The sequence below is a fragment of the Streptomyces sp. NPDC004732 genome, from assembly GCF_040609235.1.
Taxonomy (GTDB): domain Bacteria; phylum Actinomycetota; class Actinomycetes; order Streptomycetales; family Streptomycetaceae; genus Streptomyces.
On record NZ_JBEXJR010000009.1, the window covers coordinates 226,289 to 241,614 of the forward strand.

11 protein-coding genes are annotated in these 15,326 nt (G+C 70.7%); 8 read left to right on the forward strand and 3 right to left on the reverse strand.

Features of this window, described 5'->3' with window-relative positions:
• The first annotated feature begins 169 nt into the window (after positions 1-169).
• Genes ABZV77_RS27645 through ABZV77_RS27655 form a run of 3 tightly spaced genes read left to right on the forward strand, consistent with a single transcriptional unit; the run spans position 170 to position 3,208 of the window.
• Complete coding sequence (locus ABZV77_RS27645) at positions 170-1,435, forward strand: sugar ABC transporter substrate-binding protein (RefSeq protein ID WP_356262145.1); 1,266 nt, start codon at positions 170-172, stop codon at positions 1,433-1,435.
• Positions 1,432-2,343, forward strand: coding sequence for a sugar ABC transporter permease (locus ABZV77_RS27650; RefSeq protein WP_356262148.1), 912 nt, complete (start codon positions 1,432-1,434; stop codon positions 2,341-2,343). The genes ABZV77_RS27645 and ABZV77_RS27650 overlap by 4 nt, the downstream gene beginning before the upstream one ends.
• A 4-nt stretch (positions 2,344-2,347) precedes the next feature.
• A complete protein-coding gene (locus ABZV77_RS27655; RefSeq protein WP_356262151.1) occupies positions 2,348-3,208 on the forward strand; it encodes a carbohydrate ABC transporter permease in 861 nt (286 codons plus the stop codon).
• 9 nt (positions 3,209-3,217) lie between these two features.
• Here ABZV77_RS27655 and ABZV77_RS27660 read toward each other — a convergent pair whose 3' ends face one another.
• Together ABZV77_RS27660 and ABZV77_RS27665 are read right to left on the reverse strand one after the other, a co-directional pair.
• A complete protein-coding gene (locus tag ABZV77_RS27660; RefSeq protein ID WP_356262154.1) occupies positions 3,218-5,182 on the reverse strand; it encodes a glycogen debranching N-terminal domain-containing protein in 1,965 nt (654 codons plus the stop codon).
• Complete coding sequence (locus ABZV77_RS27665; RefSeq protein ID WP_356262709.1) at positions 5,179-6,573, reverse strand: hypothetical protein; 1,395 nt, start codon at positions 6,571-6,573, stop codon at positions 5,179-5,181. Before ABZV77_RS27665 ends, ABZV77_RS27660 begins: the two co-directional genes overlap by 4 nt.
• Positions 6,574-6,788: 215 nt before the next feature.
• On the opposite strand from ABZV77_RS27665, the gene ABZV77_RS27670 reads away from it, so the two are divergent.
• Positions 6,789-8,039 (forward strand): ROK family protein, encoded by a 1,251-nt coding sequence (locus ABZV77_RS27670; protein ID WP_356262157.1) that lies wholly within the window; start codon positions 6,789-6,791, stop codon positions 8,037-8,039.
• Between the two features lie 427 nt (positions 8,040-8,466).
• A complete protein-coding gene (ppdK, locus tag ABZV77_RS27675; RefSeq protein ID WP_356262160.1) occupies positions 8,467-11,202 on the forward strand; it encodes a pyruvate, phosphate dikinase in 2,736 nt (911 codons plus the stop codon).
• Between the two features lie 570 nt (positions 11,203-11,772).
• Here ppdK and ABZV77_RS27680 read toward each other — a convergent pair.
• Entirely contained in the window at positions 11,773-12,648 is an 876-nt protein-coding gene (locus tag ABZV77_RS27680; RefSeq protein ID WP_356262162.1) for a LysR family transcriptional regulator, read from the reverse strand.
• Between the two features lie 103 nt (positions 12,649-12,751).
• On the opposite strand from ABZV77_RS27680, the gene ABZV77_RS27685 reads away from it, so the two are divergent.
• The 3 genes from ABZV77_RS27685 to ABZV77_RS27695 all read left to right on the forward strand — a co-directional run bounded on the left by ABZV77_RS27685 (position 12,752) and on the right by ABZV77_RS27695 (position 15,216).
• The gene (locus ABZV77_RS27685; RefSeq protein ID WP_356262165.1) at positions 12,752-13,297 is read left to right on the forward strand and encodes an N-acetyltransferase family protein; all 546 of its coding nucleotides are present in this window, start codon (positions 12,752-12,754) and stop codon (positions 13,295-13,297) included.
• 241 nt (positions 13,298-13,538) lie between these two features.
• Positions 13,539-13,880 (forward strand): transposase family protein, encoded by a 342-nt coding sequence (locus ABZV77_RS27690; protein ID WP_356262712.1) that lies wholly within the window; start codon positions 13,539-13,541, stop codon positions 13,878-13,880.
• 76 nt (positions 13,881-13,956) lie between these two features.
• A complete protein-coding gene (locus tag ABZV77_RS27695; protein WP_356262167.1) occupies positions 13,957-15,216 on the forward strand; it encodes a hypothetical protein in 1,260 nt (419 codons plus the stop codon).
• Positions 15,217-15,326 lie beyond the last annotated feature (110 nt).

Here is a 15,326-nt window from a genome sequence, read left to right on the forward strand (position 1 = left end):
CCCGCCTTTACGGAGTGCTGACGGATTCACGGAGCCGGACACGGAGTCCGGACGGCTTCACGGAGCACTGACGGGCCGACACTCGGCCGCAACACCCCTGTCGTAATCCCTCTGCATGGTTGATCGTTGGGCCCGGCACACACCTACGTCACCCAGGGGGACGACCAGCATGGCCATCAGCCGCAGGACACTGCTCGGGACGGGTGCGACGGGCGCCGCGCTCGGACTGCTCACCGCGTGCGGGTCCAACACAGGGCGCGACGGCGGCGGCTCGGGCGGCAAGGGCCCGCAGCTCGCGCAGTGGTACCACCAGTACGGCGAGGCGGGCACCGAGCAGGCCGTGAAGCGGTACGCCGCCGCGTACAAGAAGGCGAACGTCAGCGTCCAGTGGCGCCCCGGCAACTACGACGAGCAGACCGCGGCGGCGCTCCTCACCGACTCGGGGCCCGACGTCTTCGAGGTCAACGGCCCGTCCCTGGACCAGATCCTGAACGGCCAGGTCGTCGACCTCACCGACCTGTTCGACGGGGTGAAGGACGACTTCAACCCGGCGGTGCTGGCTCCCAAGACCCACGACGGGAAGATCTGGGCGGTCCCGCAGGTCGTCGACATGCATCTGCTCTACTACCGCAAGAGCCTGCTCGACGACGCGGGCGTGCGGCCGCCGAAGAGCCTGGACGAGCTGGTCGACGCGGCGAAGGCGCTCACCACGAAGGACGTGAAGGGCCTCTTCCTCGGCAACGACGGCGGCGCGGGCGCCCTCGGCATCACGCCCCTGTACGCGGCGGGCCTGAGCGCCGTCACCGAGGACGGGGAGGTCGGCTTCGACGACCCGGCGGCCGCCCGCACCCTCGGCAAGCTGCACCAGCTGTACGCCGACAAGTCGCTGCTGCTCGGCGCGCCCGCCGACTGGTCGGACCCGTCGGCGTTCGTCCAGGAGCTGACCGCGATGCAGTGGTGCGGTCTGTGGGCGCTGCCCGCCGTGAAGAAGGAACTGGGCGACGACTTCGGCGTACTGGCGCTGCCCGCCGACGGCCCGAACGGCAGACCGTCGCTGCCCGTGGGGTCGTACGGCGCGGCGGTGAGCGCCCGCAGCGACCACAAGGAGGCGGCGAAGGACTTCCTCAAGTGGCTGTGGATCGACGGGACGGAGTACCAGGAGGACTTCGCGCTCTCCTACGGCTTCCACATCCCCGCCAGGCTCTCCCTCGCGAAGAAGGCCGGCAAGCTGAAGGAGGGCGCGGCGGCGGACGCGGTGCGCTACTCCACCGATTACGGCTACTCCGAGCCGCTGCTGTGGACACCGGCAAGCCGCACCGCGTACCAGGACGCGCTGAGCCGGATCATCAAGTCCGGCGCGAACCCCGCGAGCGAGCTCAAATCCGTCGTGCGCAAGGTGCGGGCGGAGCTGGACCGGGTCAAGAAGAAGTCGTGAGCAGGCTCCTCGGCACCCAGAACCGCACCCTGTGGTTCTGGGTCTTCGTCGGCCCCTTCGCGCTGGGCCTGATCCTCTTCACGTACGTGCCGCTCGGCTGGAGCGTGTACCTCAGCTTCTTCGACGCCCACAACACCGTCTCGCCCGACGACTTCATCGGCTTCGACAACTACGCCTCGATGCTGCGGAACGACGCGTTCACCGACAGCCTCGTCACCTTCGCGGTCTTCTCGGCGTTCATCGTGCCCACCACCTTCGTCCTGTCGCTCGCGCTCGCGCTGATGGTGAACCGCCTGCGCCGCGCCCAGGCGTTCTTCCGCTCCGTCTTCTTCCTCCCCGCGGCGTGCAGTTACGTCGTGGCGGCGATGATCTGGAAGCTGTCGATCTTCAACGGGGTGCGGTTCGGGCTCGCCAACACCGTCCTCGGCTGGTTCGGCGCCGACCAGACCGCCTGGCTCTCGACCACGGATCCGCCCTGGTACTGGCTGGTCATCGTCACCGTGCGGCTCTGGCTCCAGGCGGGCTTCTACATGATCCTGTTCCTGGCGGGCCTCCAGCGGATCTCCCCCACCCTCTACGAGGCGGCGGCGGTGGACGGCGCCCGGCCCGGCTGGCAGGTCCTGCGCCACATCACACTGCCCCAGCTGCGCGCGACCTCCGTCGCCGTCACGCTGCTGCTCGTCATCAACGCCTTCCAGGCCTTCGACGAGTTCTACAACCTGCTCTCGACCTCGAGCGGCTATCCGCCGCACGCCCGGCCGCCGCTCGTCTACCTCTACTACACGGCGCTCGGCCGGGAGCAGAACCTCGGACTCGGCAGCGCGGGCGCGGTGCTCCTCGCGCTGATCATCGCGGTGGTGACGATCGGCCAGGCGCGCTGGTTCGGCCTCGGCAGGAAGGAGGACTGACCCCATGACCGCACCCCCGAACAGGTCCACGGACGACTCCCTGGTCAGAGCGGGCCGAGCACTGCGCGTCGTGCTGCTCATCGCCCTCGCGCTGCTGTTCCTGATCCCCTTCTACCTCCTCGTACGCAACGGCCTCGCGTCCGAGGACGACATCACCTCCCCCGACTGGACGTTCTTCCCCTCCACGCTGCACTGGTCGAACGTCTCCGAGCTCTTCGACGACCCGACGGTGCCGATGGCACGCGCCCTGCTCAACTCGTCGCTGATCGCGGTCGCGACGACGCTCGGCACGCTCCTCCTCGCCTCCCTCGCCGGGTACGGCCTGGCCCGCATCCCCTACCGCTACGCCGACCACGTCTTCTACGCGATCCTCGGCACGATGATGGTCCCGGCGGCCGTCACCTTCGTACCGAGCTTCGTCCTCGTCTCGTCGCTCGGCTGGGTCTCGACCCTGCGCGGCCTGATCGTCCCGACCCTGTTCTCCGCCTTCGCCTGCTTCATCTTCCGCCAGTACTTCCTGGGCTTCCCCCGGGAACTGGAGGACGCGGCGCGCGTGGACGGGCTCGGCTACTGGCGCACGTACTGGCGGGTCGTCGTGCCCAACTCCCGCCCCGTCTTCGCGGCCGTCGGCACGATCGTGTTCATCGGCGCGTGGAACTCCTTCCTGTGGCCCCTGGTCATCGGCCAGGACCGCGACGCCTGGACGGTCCAGGTGGCCCTGGCCACGTTCACCACGTCCCAGGTCATCCGCCTGCACGTGCTGTTCATCGCGGCGGCGGTGTCGATCGTGCCGCTGCTCGTGGTGTTCCTGTTCTTCCAGCGGTGGATCGTGGCGGGGGTGGAGAGGTCGGGGATCGACGACTGAGGGGGTTAGTTACGCCCCGCCCACCGCGGCCAGCAACGCCAACGGCGCCGCCGCCGACCGTGATTCGGGCAGGCACGCGTGCGGATACCGCATCGGCACCGGATACGCCTCCCTGTCGTAACCGGCGAGTACTTCCGGGAGGCGGCCGTCGCCCGCCGTGGCCGCGGCGGCGAGGCCCCGGGCCAGGGCGCGGGCCTCGTCGTGGAGGCCGTAGCGGGCCAGGCCGAGGGCGATCAGGGCGTTGTCGTGCGGCCATACCGAGCCGCGGTGACTGGCGAGAGGATGGAATGCGGGCTGACCGGCCGCGATCGTCCGTACGCCCCAGCCCGAGAAGAAGTCGGGCTCCAGCAGGCGCCGCCCCACCGTCTCCCCGTACTCCTCGTCGAGCAGCCCGGACCACAGCAGATGGCCCGCGTCCGAGGCGAGCGCGTCGACCTGGCGGCCTTCGCCGTCGAGCGCGAGCGCGGGGAAGCCGTGCTCCGGCATCCAGAAGTCGCGCCGGAAGCGGTCCCGCAGGTCGGCCGCGGTCTGCGTGAGCAGATCCGCGTACACCTTGTCGGACCAGACGGTCCTGGCGAGCCGGGCGGTGCGCCGCAGGGCGTCGTACGCATAGCCCTGCGCGCCCGCCGCCATGACGGGCCCCGACGCGCCGCTGCCGTCGGCCGAGCAGATCGCGCCGGGCGAGTCCTTCCAGCTCTGGTTGGCGAGGCCGCCCGCGTCCGGGCGGTGGACGAGGTAGCCGCGGGAGGCCAGCCCGCCGTGGTCGAGCAGCCAGCCGACGGCGGCCCGCGCGTGCGTCTCCAGGCGGCGGGCGGGCGCGGTGTCGCCGGTCTGTTCGGTGTATGTGCCGAGCAGCACCAGGAAGAGGGGCGTCGCGTCGACCGAGCCGTAGTAGCGGCCGAACGGGACCTGGCCGAAGTGCGCGAGCTCGCCGTGCCGCACCTCGTGGGCGATCTTGCCCGGCTCGGCGACCGCGCCGTCCACGGCCTCCGTGGCCTGCGTCGCGGCGAGTGCGGGCAGCGTCGCGGCCGCCAGACCCGGCAGATAGGGCAGGGCGAAGAGAGAGGTCAGCAGGGCATCGCGGCCGAGCAGCGTGAGGAACCACGGCACCCCGGCGCCGGGCACCCGCAGCTCCTCCCCGTCCGGACCCCGCGCCGGGACCTGCAGCGCGGCGAGGTCCGCGAGGCCGTGCGCGCAGGCCGCCGCGAGCTCGGGCCAGGTGGTGGGCAGCACCACGTCGGACGTGTACTCCTCCTCGATGGCGGCGAGTTGGCGCACGGCCTCCGCCGGGGACCGCGGGGCGTGCGGCTCGGGCTCCCCGTGCGGCCGCGCCACGGCACGCAGTGCCACCTCCAGGGATCCATGGGCGTCGAGCTCCAGGGTCCATACGAGACGTCGCGCGCCGGTGCCTGTCTCCTCGATGCCGTCCGGCGCAGGGTCGGCGGTCACCGTCGTACGGGAGCACCACTCGCCCCGCCGGTAGGTGAACTCGACGCCCTCGCCCCCGTCGAGCGGCAGCCGGGACCTGACGGCGCCCGGCTTCGCGTACGTGCGGTGGTCGGCGCGCAGCTCGAACTGGTCGGTGAAGTCCGCGTCCACGGTCAGCGCGAGCGCCACCCGGGTCGGCACCGGCCGATTGCTCAGGAACCGGAGCGTCTCCAGGAACACCCCGTCGGCGACGGCCTGTTCGCGGAAGAGCGTGTACGCGGGCGGCTCCTGGCGGCCACCGCGCGGCACCAGGACGCAGCGCGCCGCGTCAGCCGCGTCGGCCGCTGCCGCCACCGGGGCGAGGGTCTCGGGCACCGCCCCGTCGACGGTGAGCTGCCAGCGGCTCAGGTGCCGCGCATCCCGCACGAACAGGCCGCCGGGGCCCGCCGCGGCGCCGCGCGCCGAGTCGACGCCGCTGATGTCGCCGCCCGCGCCGACGGCCACGAAGGTCCGTCCCCGCACCAGGAGTCGATGCCGATCGCTCATGCCCACACCTCTTCTTCCGGGAGCCCGCCCCGTTCGGTCCGGCCGTCGTCGTGCAGCAGATCCAGCGCCAGCGCCGCGGTCCAGCCGAAGCCGCGCGCGCCGCTCCCCCGGGCGGTGCGCGGATCGACGTACTCGGCGAATCCCGAGGTCACCGCCGCGTCGAGCAGCGCGTCCCGCAGCCCGTCGGCCCGCTCGTGCTCGCCGTGCAGCCGCAGGCCCTTCACCACGAGCCAGTTGGTGTTGAACCAGGCGGGCCCGCGCCAGTACCGCCGAGGGTCGAACGCGGGCCCCTTCAGGTCATAGCTCGGCACGAGCCGCGACGGCCCACCGAGGCCGAAGTGCGGGCCGCACGCGGTGCGCACCAGCGCGGCGGCCGTGCCGGGCGGGAGCGCGGGCAGTACGAGGGGGACGAGGCCGGTGACGCCCCGCTCGGGGACGAGCTCTCCGTCGGGGCCCGGGGCGCGCAGATCGCGGCAGAGGAAGAGCTCGCGCCGCGGCTCCCAGAGGCGAGCGACCAGGGCCTCGGTCAGCGCCTCGGAGCGCTCGCGACGCTCGCGAGCGCGCTTCTCCAACTGAGCTTTGTATGTGGTCCGTTCGCGGCCTGCCTCCATGACCAGCTCGTCCTCGATGCGTGCCAGCGCGCGTTCCGAGGCGATCAGCAGCGCGTTGAACGCGGGGTCCTCGACCGCGAAGGCGCCGAGGCCGCCGCCGTCCGCGTACCCCCGGTCCCGGTACTCCGCCGCGAGCCGCACGTACCTGCCGTAGTCCGCATCCGTCGGCCGGTCCTCCGGCGCCCCGTGGTCCAGGTCCGCGCGGCGGAAAGCCCCCGGCTCCGCGGGCTCGACGCGGCTCAACGGGGCGTCCCAGCAAGGGCTGTTGTCCATGCCCTGCTCCCAGGGGTGCAGCACGGCGGCGAGTCCCGCGCCGCCCGCGTCGCGCGCGGACAGCAGGTAGCGGTGCCAGGCGGCCAGGCGCGGGTGGACGCGGGCGAGGAAGGAGCGGGCCCTGGACAGGCCGGGGTCGGCGCGGTGCACCAGCCAGGCGGCGAGCGCGTGCACCGGCGGCTGCACGATGCCCGAGGTCTGGACGGCCGCGGGCGCGCCCGCGGCGCGGCCCGCCGTCGTGGAGCGCCAGAAGTCGGGGCTCGGGAAGTACGCGCCGGGCGGGACGGTGTCGTCGAAGACGATGTGCGGGACGCGGCCGTCGCCCCACTGGGCGGCGAGGAGCGTGTCCAGCTCCAACTGGGCGCGCAGTGGCGAGAGATGGCGGAGCCCGATCGCGATGAACGCGGAGTCCCAGGACCACTGGTGCGGATAGAGCGCACGGGACGGCACGGTGGACGTCCCCGTCCAGTTGGCCCGGAGCACCGCGGCCGCCCGCTCCCGCAGCACGCGCCGCGACGCGGCGGCGCGGGAGGCGGACGGCCGGGTGGTCGTACTGCGGTCCACGCGATTCTCCCCGGGAGACTCGGCGCCCTGCGAGCGCTTCGGCAGCGCCCTGTCAGTTCGGTGCTTTCCACCTTAGAGTTACGTCTGCTCGATACGCAAAACCCAGTGTGTGGTGTCGAGTTGGGGCGCACAAGAGGCACAGGAGCGCGGGAGGGCGCATGACGACGGGACATCGGGGGCGGGCCGGGGCACGCCCGGGGACGCGGAGCCACCTGCGGGCCGAGGGCGCCGGAGACCTCCTCCATCTGGTGCGCAGCGGCCGCGCCACCACCCGCGGCGCCCTGCAGCAGGCCACGGGCCTGTCCCGGGCCACGGTCGGGCAGCGGCTCGACCGGCTCTTCCGTGCGGGGTGGCTGCGGGAGGGGGCCGGGGGCCCGGTGGGGTCGCCACTCGGCGGGCGGCCCGCGATCCGCCTCGAGTTCGACGACGCCCACGCCGTCGTCCTCGCCGCCGACCTGGAGACTCGGCACGCCCGCACCGCCCTGCTGACCCTCGGCGGCGAGATCCTCGCCGAGCACGCGGCGCCCCTCTCCGTCGAGGACGGGCCCGACGCGGTCCTCGGCGAGCTGGGCGTCCGCTTCGCCGGGCTGCTGCGCGATGCGGGGCGTCCGGCCGGGTCCGTGTGCGGCATCGGGCTCGCCGTGCCGGGGCCCGTCGACAGCGAGACGGGGCGCGTCGTGCAGCCGCCGATCATGCCGGGCTGGGACGGCTACGACATACGGGGACGGCTGCGCCGCGCGTTCGCGGAGCGGACCGGCGGGCCCGCCGAGGTGCCGGTCCTCGTCGACAACGACGCCAACCTCATGGCGTACGGGGAACAGCGCACCCACTATCCGGACTGCTCGGCCTTCGCCCTGGTCAAGGTCTCCACGGGGATCGGGGCGGGCGTGGTGGTCGGCGGCGACGTCTACCGGGGCATCGACGGGGGCGCGGGCGACATCGGGCACATCCGGGTGCCGGCGGGTGCGGACGCGCTCTGCAGGTGCGGGTCCTACGGCTGCCTGGCCGCGGTGGCGGGCGGCCGGGCGGTGGCCCGCAGGCTGACGGAGGCGGGGGTCGCCGCGGAGTCGGGCTGGGACGTGCGGGGGCTTCTGGAGGCGGGGCACCCCACCGCCGTCGGGTTCGCGCGGGAGGCCGGGCGGCACGTCGGCGAGGTGCTTGCGACCGTTGTGACCCTCCTGAACCCGGGCGTTCTGGTGATCGCCGGAGATCTGGCCGGAACACCTTTCCTCACCGGCGTCCGCGAACTGCTCTACCAGCGGGCGCTGCCCCGCTCCACCGCTCATCTGGAGGTCGTCACCTCGCGCCTCGGCGAGCGCGCGGCGCTGGTCGGGGCGGCAACGCTGGTGGTCGAGCACCTGTACGCGCCGGAGCGGGTGGAGGAGCGGCTCGTCGCGCTGGGCGTGTAGCGGGTCGGCGAGGCGTCCTCCGGGACCGGCCGGACGTCCGTCACGGGGTCCGGATGCTGACATCCGGCCGCTTCAAACGGCGTGATTCTCGCCACCCCTGATGGGGGTTGCGCTCAGATGAGCGCTTCGTGGGCGACTGCACTTCTCCAAGGGGTGGCACTCAGTGCCACTGCTCGATCATTCATGAGGTGAACTCACATCTGAGTCTACTCCGCTCATCTGAGCGTTTTGTGGGTGCTGGGAGGGCTGAGCCTTCAAGACTTGAACGAATACCGTCCTCCTCGGCTACCGCTCAGTCACTTTCGATCTAGCGGCGGACGGGTGGTTACGGCCGCATGACGCACAAGTGGACGTACCCAGGTGCCTTCGATCTGGGTATGTTCCTCGCCGTCAGGGCAGCCACCGAGCTCTCGAGGAGTCGAGACCCGTGTCGGAAAACAAAGATCCCCACGTAGCTCACACGAGCGAGAGCGTGAAGTTCGTCTACGACTTCACCGAGGGCAACAAGGAGCTCAAGGACCTTCTCGGCGGGAAGGGCGCGAACCTCGCCGAGATGACCAACCTCGGGCTGCCCGTCCCTCCGGGCTTCACCATCACCACCGAGGCCTGCAAGACGTACCTCGACAGCGGTGACGAGCCCGTCGAGCTGCGTGACGAGGTGAGTGCGCACCTCGACGCCCTCGAGAAGACCATGGGCAAGAAGCTCGGTCAGGCGAACGACCCGCTGCTCGTCTCGGTCCGCTCGGGCGCCAAGTTCTCGATGCCGGGCATGATGGACACGGTCCTGAACATCGGCCTCTCCGACAAGTCGGTCACCGGGCTCGCCAAGCAGTCCGGCGACGACCGCTTCGCGTGGGACTCCTACCGCCGCCTCATCCAGATGTTCGGCAAGACCGTCATGGACGTCGACGGCGAGCTCTTCGAGGACGCGCTCGAGGCGGCCAAGGCCGCCAAGAAGGTCACGGTCGACACCGACCTCGAGGCCGCCGACCTCAAGAAGCTGGTCACGAAGTTCAAGAAGATCGTCAAGACCGAGGCCGGGCGTGACTTCCCGCAGGACCCGCGCGAGCAGATGGACCTCGCGATCCGCTCGGTCTTCGAGTCGTGGAACACCGACCGCGCCAAGCTCTACCGCCGCCAGGAGCGCATCCCCGGCGACCTCGGCACCGCGGTCAACATCTGCTCGATGGTCTTCGGCAACCTCGGCCCCGACTCCGGCACGGGCGTCGCGTTCACCCGCGACCCGGCCTCCGGCCACCAGGGCGTGTACGGCGACTACCTGACGAACGCGCAGGGCGAGGACGTGGTGGCGGGCATCCGCAACACGGTCGCGCTCGCCGATCTCGAGCAGATCGACAAGAAGTCGTACGACCAGCTCATGCAGATCATGGAGACCCTCGAAACGCACTACAAGGACCTGTGCGACATCGAGTTCACCATCGAGCGCGGCCAGCTGTGGATGCTGCAGACCCGCGTCGGCAAGCGCACCGCCGGTGCGGCCTTCCGCATCGCGACGCAGCTCGTGGACCAGGGCCTGATCGACGAGGCCGAGGCGCTGCAGCGCGTCAACGGCGCCCAGCTCGCGCAGCTGATGTTCCCGCGGTTCGACGAGTCCGCGAAGGTCGAGCAGCTCGGCCGCGGCATCGCCGCGTCACCGGGTGCCGCGGTCGGCAAGGCGGTCTTCGACTCGTACACCGCCATCAAGTGGTCGCGTTCGGGCGAGAAGGTCATCCTGATCCGCCGCGAGACCAACCCCGACGACCTCGACGGCATGATCGCGGCCGAGGGCATCCTGACCAGCCGCGGCGGCAAGACGTCCCACGCGGCGGTCGTCGCCCGCGGCATGGGCAAGACCTGTGTGTGCGGCGCGGAGGACCTGGAGGTCGACACGAAGCGCCGCCGCATGACGGTGGGCGACACCGTCGTCGAGGAGGGCGACGTCGTCTCCATCGACGGCTCGACGGGCAAGGTCTACCTCGGCGAGGTGCCGGTGGTCCCCTCCCCCGTCGTCGAGTACTTCGAGGGCCGCATGCACGCGGGCGCCGACGACGCCGACGAGCTGGTCGCCGCCGTGCACCGCGTCATGGCTTACGCGGACCGCGTACGCCGCCTGCGGGTCCGCGCCAACGCCGACAACGCCGAGGACGCCCTGCGCGCCCGCCGCTTCGGCGCCCAGGGCATCGGCCTGTGCCGCACCGAGCACATGTTCCTCGGTGAGCGCCGCGAGATGGTCGAGCGGCTGATCCTCGCCGACGCGGACGACACCCGCGAGGACGCCCTCAAGGAACTCCTCCCCCTCCAGAAGCGGGACTTCGTCGAGCTCTTCGAGGCGATGGACGGCCTCCCGGTCACGGTCCGCCTCCTGGACCCGCCGCTGCACGAGTTCCTCCCCGACATCACGGAACTCTCGGTCCGCGTCGCCCTCGCCGAGTCCCGCAAGGACGCCAACGAGAACGACCTGCGCCTGCTCCAGGCGGTCCACCGCCTGCACGAGCAGAACCCGATGCTGGGCCTGCGCGGCGTACGCCTCGGCCTGGTCATCCCCGGCCTCTTCACCATGCAGGTCCGTGCGATCGCCGAGGCCGCGGCCGAGCGGAAGACCGCCAAGGGCGACCCGCGCGTGGAGATCATGATTCCGCTCGTCGGCACCGTCCAGGAGCTGGAGATCGTCCGCGAGGAGGCCGAGCAGGTCATCGCGGAGGTCGTCGAGACGACCGGCGTCGAGCTGAAGCTGGCGCTCGGCACGATGATCGAACTCCCGCGCGCGGCCCTCACGGCCGACCAGATCGCGGAGGCCGCGGAGTTCTTCTCCTTCGGCACGAACGACCTCACCCAGACGGTCTGGGGCTTCTCCCGCGACGACGTGGAGGCCTCGTTCTTCACGGCCTACCTGGAGAAGGGCATCTTCGGCGTCTCCCCCTTCGAGACGATCGACAAGGACGGCGTCGGCAAGCTGGTCCGCGACGCGGTCAAGGCGGGCCGCGAGACCCGCCCCGACCTCAAGCTCGGCGTCTGCGGCGAGCACGGCGGTGACCCCGAGTCGGTGCACTTCTTCCACGAGGTGGGCCTGGACTACGTCTCCTGCTCCCCGTTCCGCATCCCGGTGGCCCGCCTGGAGGCGGGTCGCGCGGCTTCCCACTCCACGGGGAGCGACCACCGGTAGCGCGCCGGTGCTCTGCCGGTAGACCACCGATGGTCTACCGGCAACCCACCGGCAACCAGACCCCGGGACCGCCGCGGTGTCCCCGACCCTCAGTACCGATGCGGCGGCGGTTCCGGTTCACGATGAAGGGGCGACACCCTGTGCGGGGGTGTCGTCCCTTCTTTTGTCGTTTGGGGGGCGGTTGGGCGAGGGGGCTGGGGAGGTGAGGTGCTCAGGGGCGTCCCTGGGCGGCGTCCGAGCGCGCGCACATTTACATGGAAGGTGCGCTTCGGGGTGGTAGTGACAACGGGGCCAGGTGACTTCCTTAGCAAGGCTCGGCGAATACGCCGACCGTTGATTAAGTCGTAGTCGACAGTTATGGGCGGAGGCGACCTCCTGAGTCCAGAAGTCGGCTCGTACGCCCGATGCGCGCGTGCTGCCCCTTCGTACGTCATCGAGCACCTCACGGACTGAGCCTTTTCCCACTTCAGTCAGAGCTGGTCAGGTGCAGAGTGAGAACGGTTTGGACGAGGCTGGTGATGCGTGGGGGCAGGGTGTTTCCCGCGTGGTGGTGTCCGTGGGGGCGGTGGGTCAGGACTTGGGGTGGCCCAGGGCGTTGATCACGGCAGCGATGGCGGGCTCGGCGGCGCGTTCGCGGTGGTGGGCTGCCATGAGGTGGACGTGCCATTCGGGCATGTCGCTCACGTCGAGTTCGACCAGGACGCCGGCGGCGAGGTCACGTTCGACCGTGGCGCGGGTGAGGACGGCGACGGCCTGCCCGGAGCGCGCGAGATCGGCTGCCGTCTCGGCGGAACTGATGCGGTAGAGCTGATGCGCGCGGGTGGGGGCGTCCAGGAGCAGTTCGTGAAAGAGCTGAGCACCGCTGCCCCAGAGGTTCACGGCGAGGGGATGGCCGCTCAGTCCTGCCGTGTCGCAGGGGCGCGCCGTGAGCGGGTGGTCCGGGTGACAGACCGCGATGACTGGCTCACTGTGGAACGTGTGCAGCCGTACCTCGTGAGCGTGCGGCATCGGCAGTGTGATGGCGATGTCGGTCGCGCCCGAGGCCACCCGCTGGAGTGCGTCCTGACTGTGCTGGTCGTCGACCACGACGGCGTATCTGAGCGGCTGCAGGGCACCGATGACGAAGGGGACGGCCAGCGGTGCGTAGCTGGCGTGGGTGGTCACGTGCAGGGTGCCCTGGGTGTCGTCCTCCCGTGCAATGTCCAGGGCTCGGGCCGCCAGATCCAGACACCGTTCCGCGTGGGGCAGCAGCCGTTCCCCCGCGGGCGTCAGCGACACTCCTCGGCTGGAGCGGTCGAGCAGTGGCTGACCGACGAGCCGTTCCAGTCGGCGCAGCCGCTCGCTGACGGACGGTTGCGCGACGCGCAGCTCACGTGCTGCGGCGGACAACGAGCCGACGGATGCGGCGGTGACGAAGACGCGCAGGTCCGCGAGTTCCAGGGCCATAGGTGCAGCCTATGGCCAGTGCCTTCGGATCATGGGGTTCTATGTGGCCGACGGCGGCCATAGCGTGCCGGTGTGACATCCCCCGTGAGGTGAGGAGCCTCTCGTGCACGAGATTTACGAGGCCGCTGTTGAACTCGTCCCCGCGATTACGGACGATCTGCCCGGGATCGTCGCCATCCAGAATCACACGGCCGCGACCTCGCACGCCCGGTTCGCCACCAGACCGCATCGCCTGGAGGAGCGGCAGGACTGGTTCGCTCAGTTCGCGGAGACGGGTCCGTACCGGATGCTCGTCGCCCGGCGCGGCAACCAGGTTCTCGGTTATGCCTGCAGCCAGTGCTACCGCGATCAGGACGCTTTCCGGGAAACGGTCGAGGTGAGCATCGGACTCGGCGAGGACAGCAGAGGACGGGGGCTGGGAACCGCCCTCTACCGTGCGCTCTTCGGCCTCCTGGCCGACGAACCGGTGCATGTCGCCCTCGCCGGCATCGCCCTGCCGAACGACGCGTCGGTGGCCCTGCACCGCAAGTTCGGCTTCGCCGAAATCGGAACCTTCCACGAGTACGCCGTGAAGAAGGGCCAGTACCTGAGCTCCCTGTGGATGCAACGCCTGCAGTCCACTCCGTTCCCGGGAACGGACCAGAGCTGACTGGTTCCGTGATCGCGGCTTCGAAGGACCCGGTGCCGCCAACGAGCGGCTGGGCAGGTGGTCTCTCCCCAACCTGTTGAGCCGCTCGGTCAGTTGGCGTGACAGACAGGTGAAAGCCCTGGTAAGTCGGTTTCCCGCCAAGAGGACCGTCTCCACCAGAGGCTTCGCAGGTTTGTGCCCGTCCGGGGTCAACGTGTCCAGCTCTGCCCTCCGCTTCCTCGCCGACCGCCCGGCGATGAACGTGCAGGTCATAGCCGACCCCAAAGGACGCCTGCTCTGGGCTTCACCGGCCCTGGCCGGTGCTGTCCATGACGTCCGGGCCGCACGTGAACACGGCGTCATCGAAGCCCTCGCCCGGGCCGGCATCAACTGCTGGGCGGACAGGGGCCACCAGGGCGCAGGCAGCAGCGTCCGCCATCCCTACCGCGACCGATGGGACAGCCCCCCGCCGGTCAGCAAGCCGTCAACCAGTCCCACGCGAAAGTCCGAGCACTGGTCGAGCAAGCCATCGCGCTGCTCGACAACCCGAATCACGAGACTCGTCCAGGCCGTCCTCACTCTCCATCTGGCCAGCTCAACTTGAAGTTGGAAAAGGCTCACTGTCAGTGGGCCGTGGAAAGATCACCGGTTATGGGGAGATCTGTGTGGGGGGCCGCCCGATGGTGAGGGTCGCGAAGACTTCGAGGAAGCAGTCCGCGCCGTCCATGCGGGCCGAGGCGACGTTCCGGGCGCGCATCGCCGAGTTGGGGGGTGAAGTCCTCGAAGAGGAGTGGCGGGGCAGCAGGAAGCCGCATCGTGTGCGGTGCGCGGCAGGGCACGAGAGCGCCACGTTCCCGTCCAACGTCCAGCAGGGGCACGGCATCTGCCGCACCTGTGTCGCAGACATGCGCTCCCTGGACGCCGAGACGGCGTTCAGGGCCCGTGTGGCCGCGCTGGGCGGGGTCGTTCTGGAGGAGAAGTGGCTCGGCAACCATCAGGCTCACCGCGCTCGTTGCGTCAACGGTCATCTGTGCACCCCGAGGCCTAGTCATGTGCAGCAGGGGTGCGGCATCTGCTCCACCTGCGCCGGGAACGACAGTCGGGCGAGTGAGGCGGCCTTCAGGGACAACCTCGCGAAGATCGGCGCCAGGCTCCTGGAGCCGGTGTACCTGGGCGCGAACGAACCGCACCGGGTGCAGTGCGCCGCCGGGCACGAGTGCCGACCCAGACCGGCACAGGTGCGGCGCGGGGACGGCATCTGTCGTGCCTGTGCCGGGCGCGATCCGCAGGTCGCCGAGGCGAACTTCCGGGCTCGCATCGCGGAGTTGGGGGGCGTTGTCCTGGAGCCCGTGTGGCTCGGGGCGACCACACCGCACCGAGTCCGTTGCGCCCAGGGGCACCTGAGCGCTCCGTGGCCGGCCAGTGTCCAGCAGGGGCAGGGCATCTGCCGTGTCTGCGCCGGGAAGGATCCCAAGACGGCCGAGGCCGCCTTCCGCGCACGTGTCACCGCGTTGGGAGGGGCCGTCCTCGAACCCACGTGGCTCGGCAAGGACAGGCCGCACCGGGTGCGGTGCGCCAAGGGACACACCGGCACGCCCACACCGAGCAATGTGCGCGCCGGGGGCGGTATATGCCGTACCTGCGCAGGCAAGTCATGGGACGTCTTCTACGTCGTCACGGATGACATCAACGACGTCGTGAAGTTCGGCATCACCTCCGGCAACCCGCGCCTGCGCCTTTCCCAGCACGAGCGTGACGGGTTCGATCACGTCGTCCGCCTGATCGAAGGCAACCCCGAGGCGCGGAAGCTGGAGAACATGTGCATCGCCGCCATGCGGGACGCCGGTGAGAAGTCCGCGCGGGGCCGCGAGTACTTCCCCATCCGCACGCTGGGCACGATCTTGGACATCGTCGACGGGTGGACCGCCCCGGTCAGGTGACCTGGTGACCCACAGCGCGGCGCGAGTGGCCCGGTGCGTGCGGCGCAGGCGCTCCCCCACCTCGCAGTAGTCCTCGATCCGGCAGGGGGCACAGTCGTCGAAGTGGGCGA

Bases quoted from the DNA above. Each gene is read 5' to 3' on its own strand.
- ABZV77_RS27670 (WP_356262157.1), top strand. From the start codon at position 6,789: ATGACGACGGGACATCGGGGGCGGGCCGGGGCACGCCCGGGGACGCGG.
- ABZV77_RS27680 (WP_356262162.1), bottom strand. From the start codon at position 12,648: ATGGCCCTGGAACTCGCGGACCTGCGCGTCTTCGTCACCGCCGCATCC.
- ABZV77_RS27695 (WP_356262167.1), top strand. From the start codon at position 13,957: ATGGTGAGGGTCGCGAAGACTTCGAGGAAGCAGTCCGCGCCGTCCATG.
- ABZV77_RS27645 (WP_356262145.1), top strand. From the start codon at position 170: ATGGCCATCAGCCGCAGGACACTGCTCGGGACGGGTGCGACGGGCGCC.
- ABZV77_RS27660 (WP_356262154.1), bottom strand. From the start codon at position 5,182: ATGAGCGATCGGCATCGACTCCTGGTGCGGGGACGGACCTTCGTGGCC.
- ABZV77_RS27655 (WP_356262151.1), top strand. From the start codon at position 2,348: ATGACCGCACCCCCGAACAGGTCCACGGACGACTCCCTGGTCAGAGCG.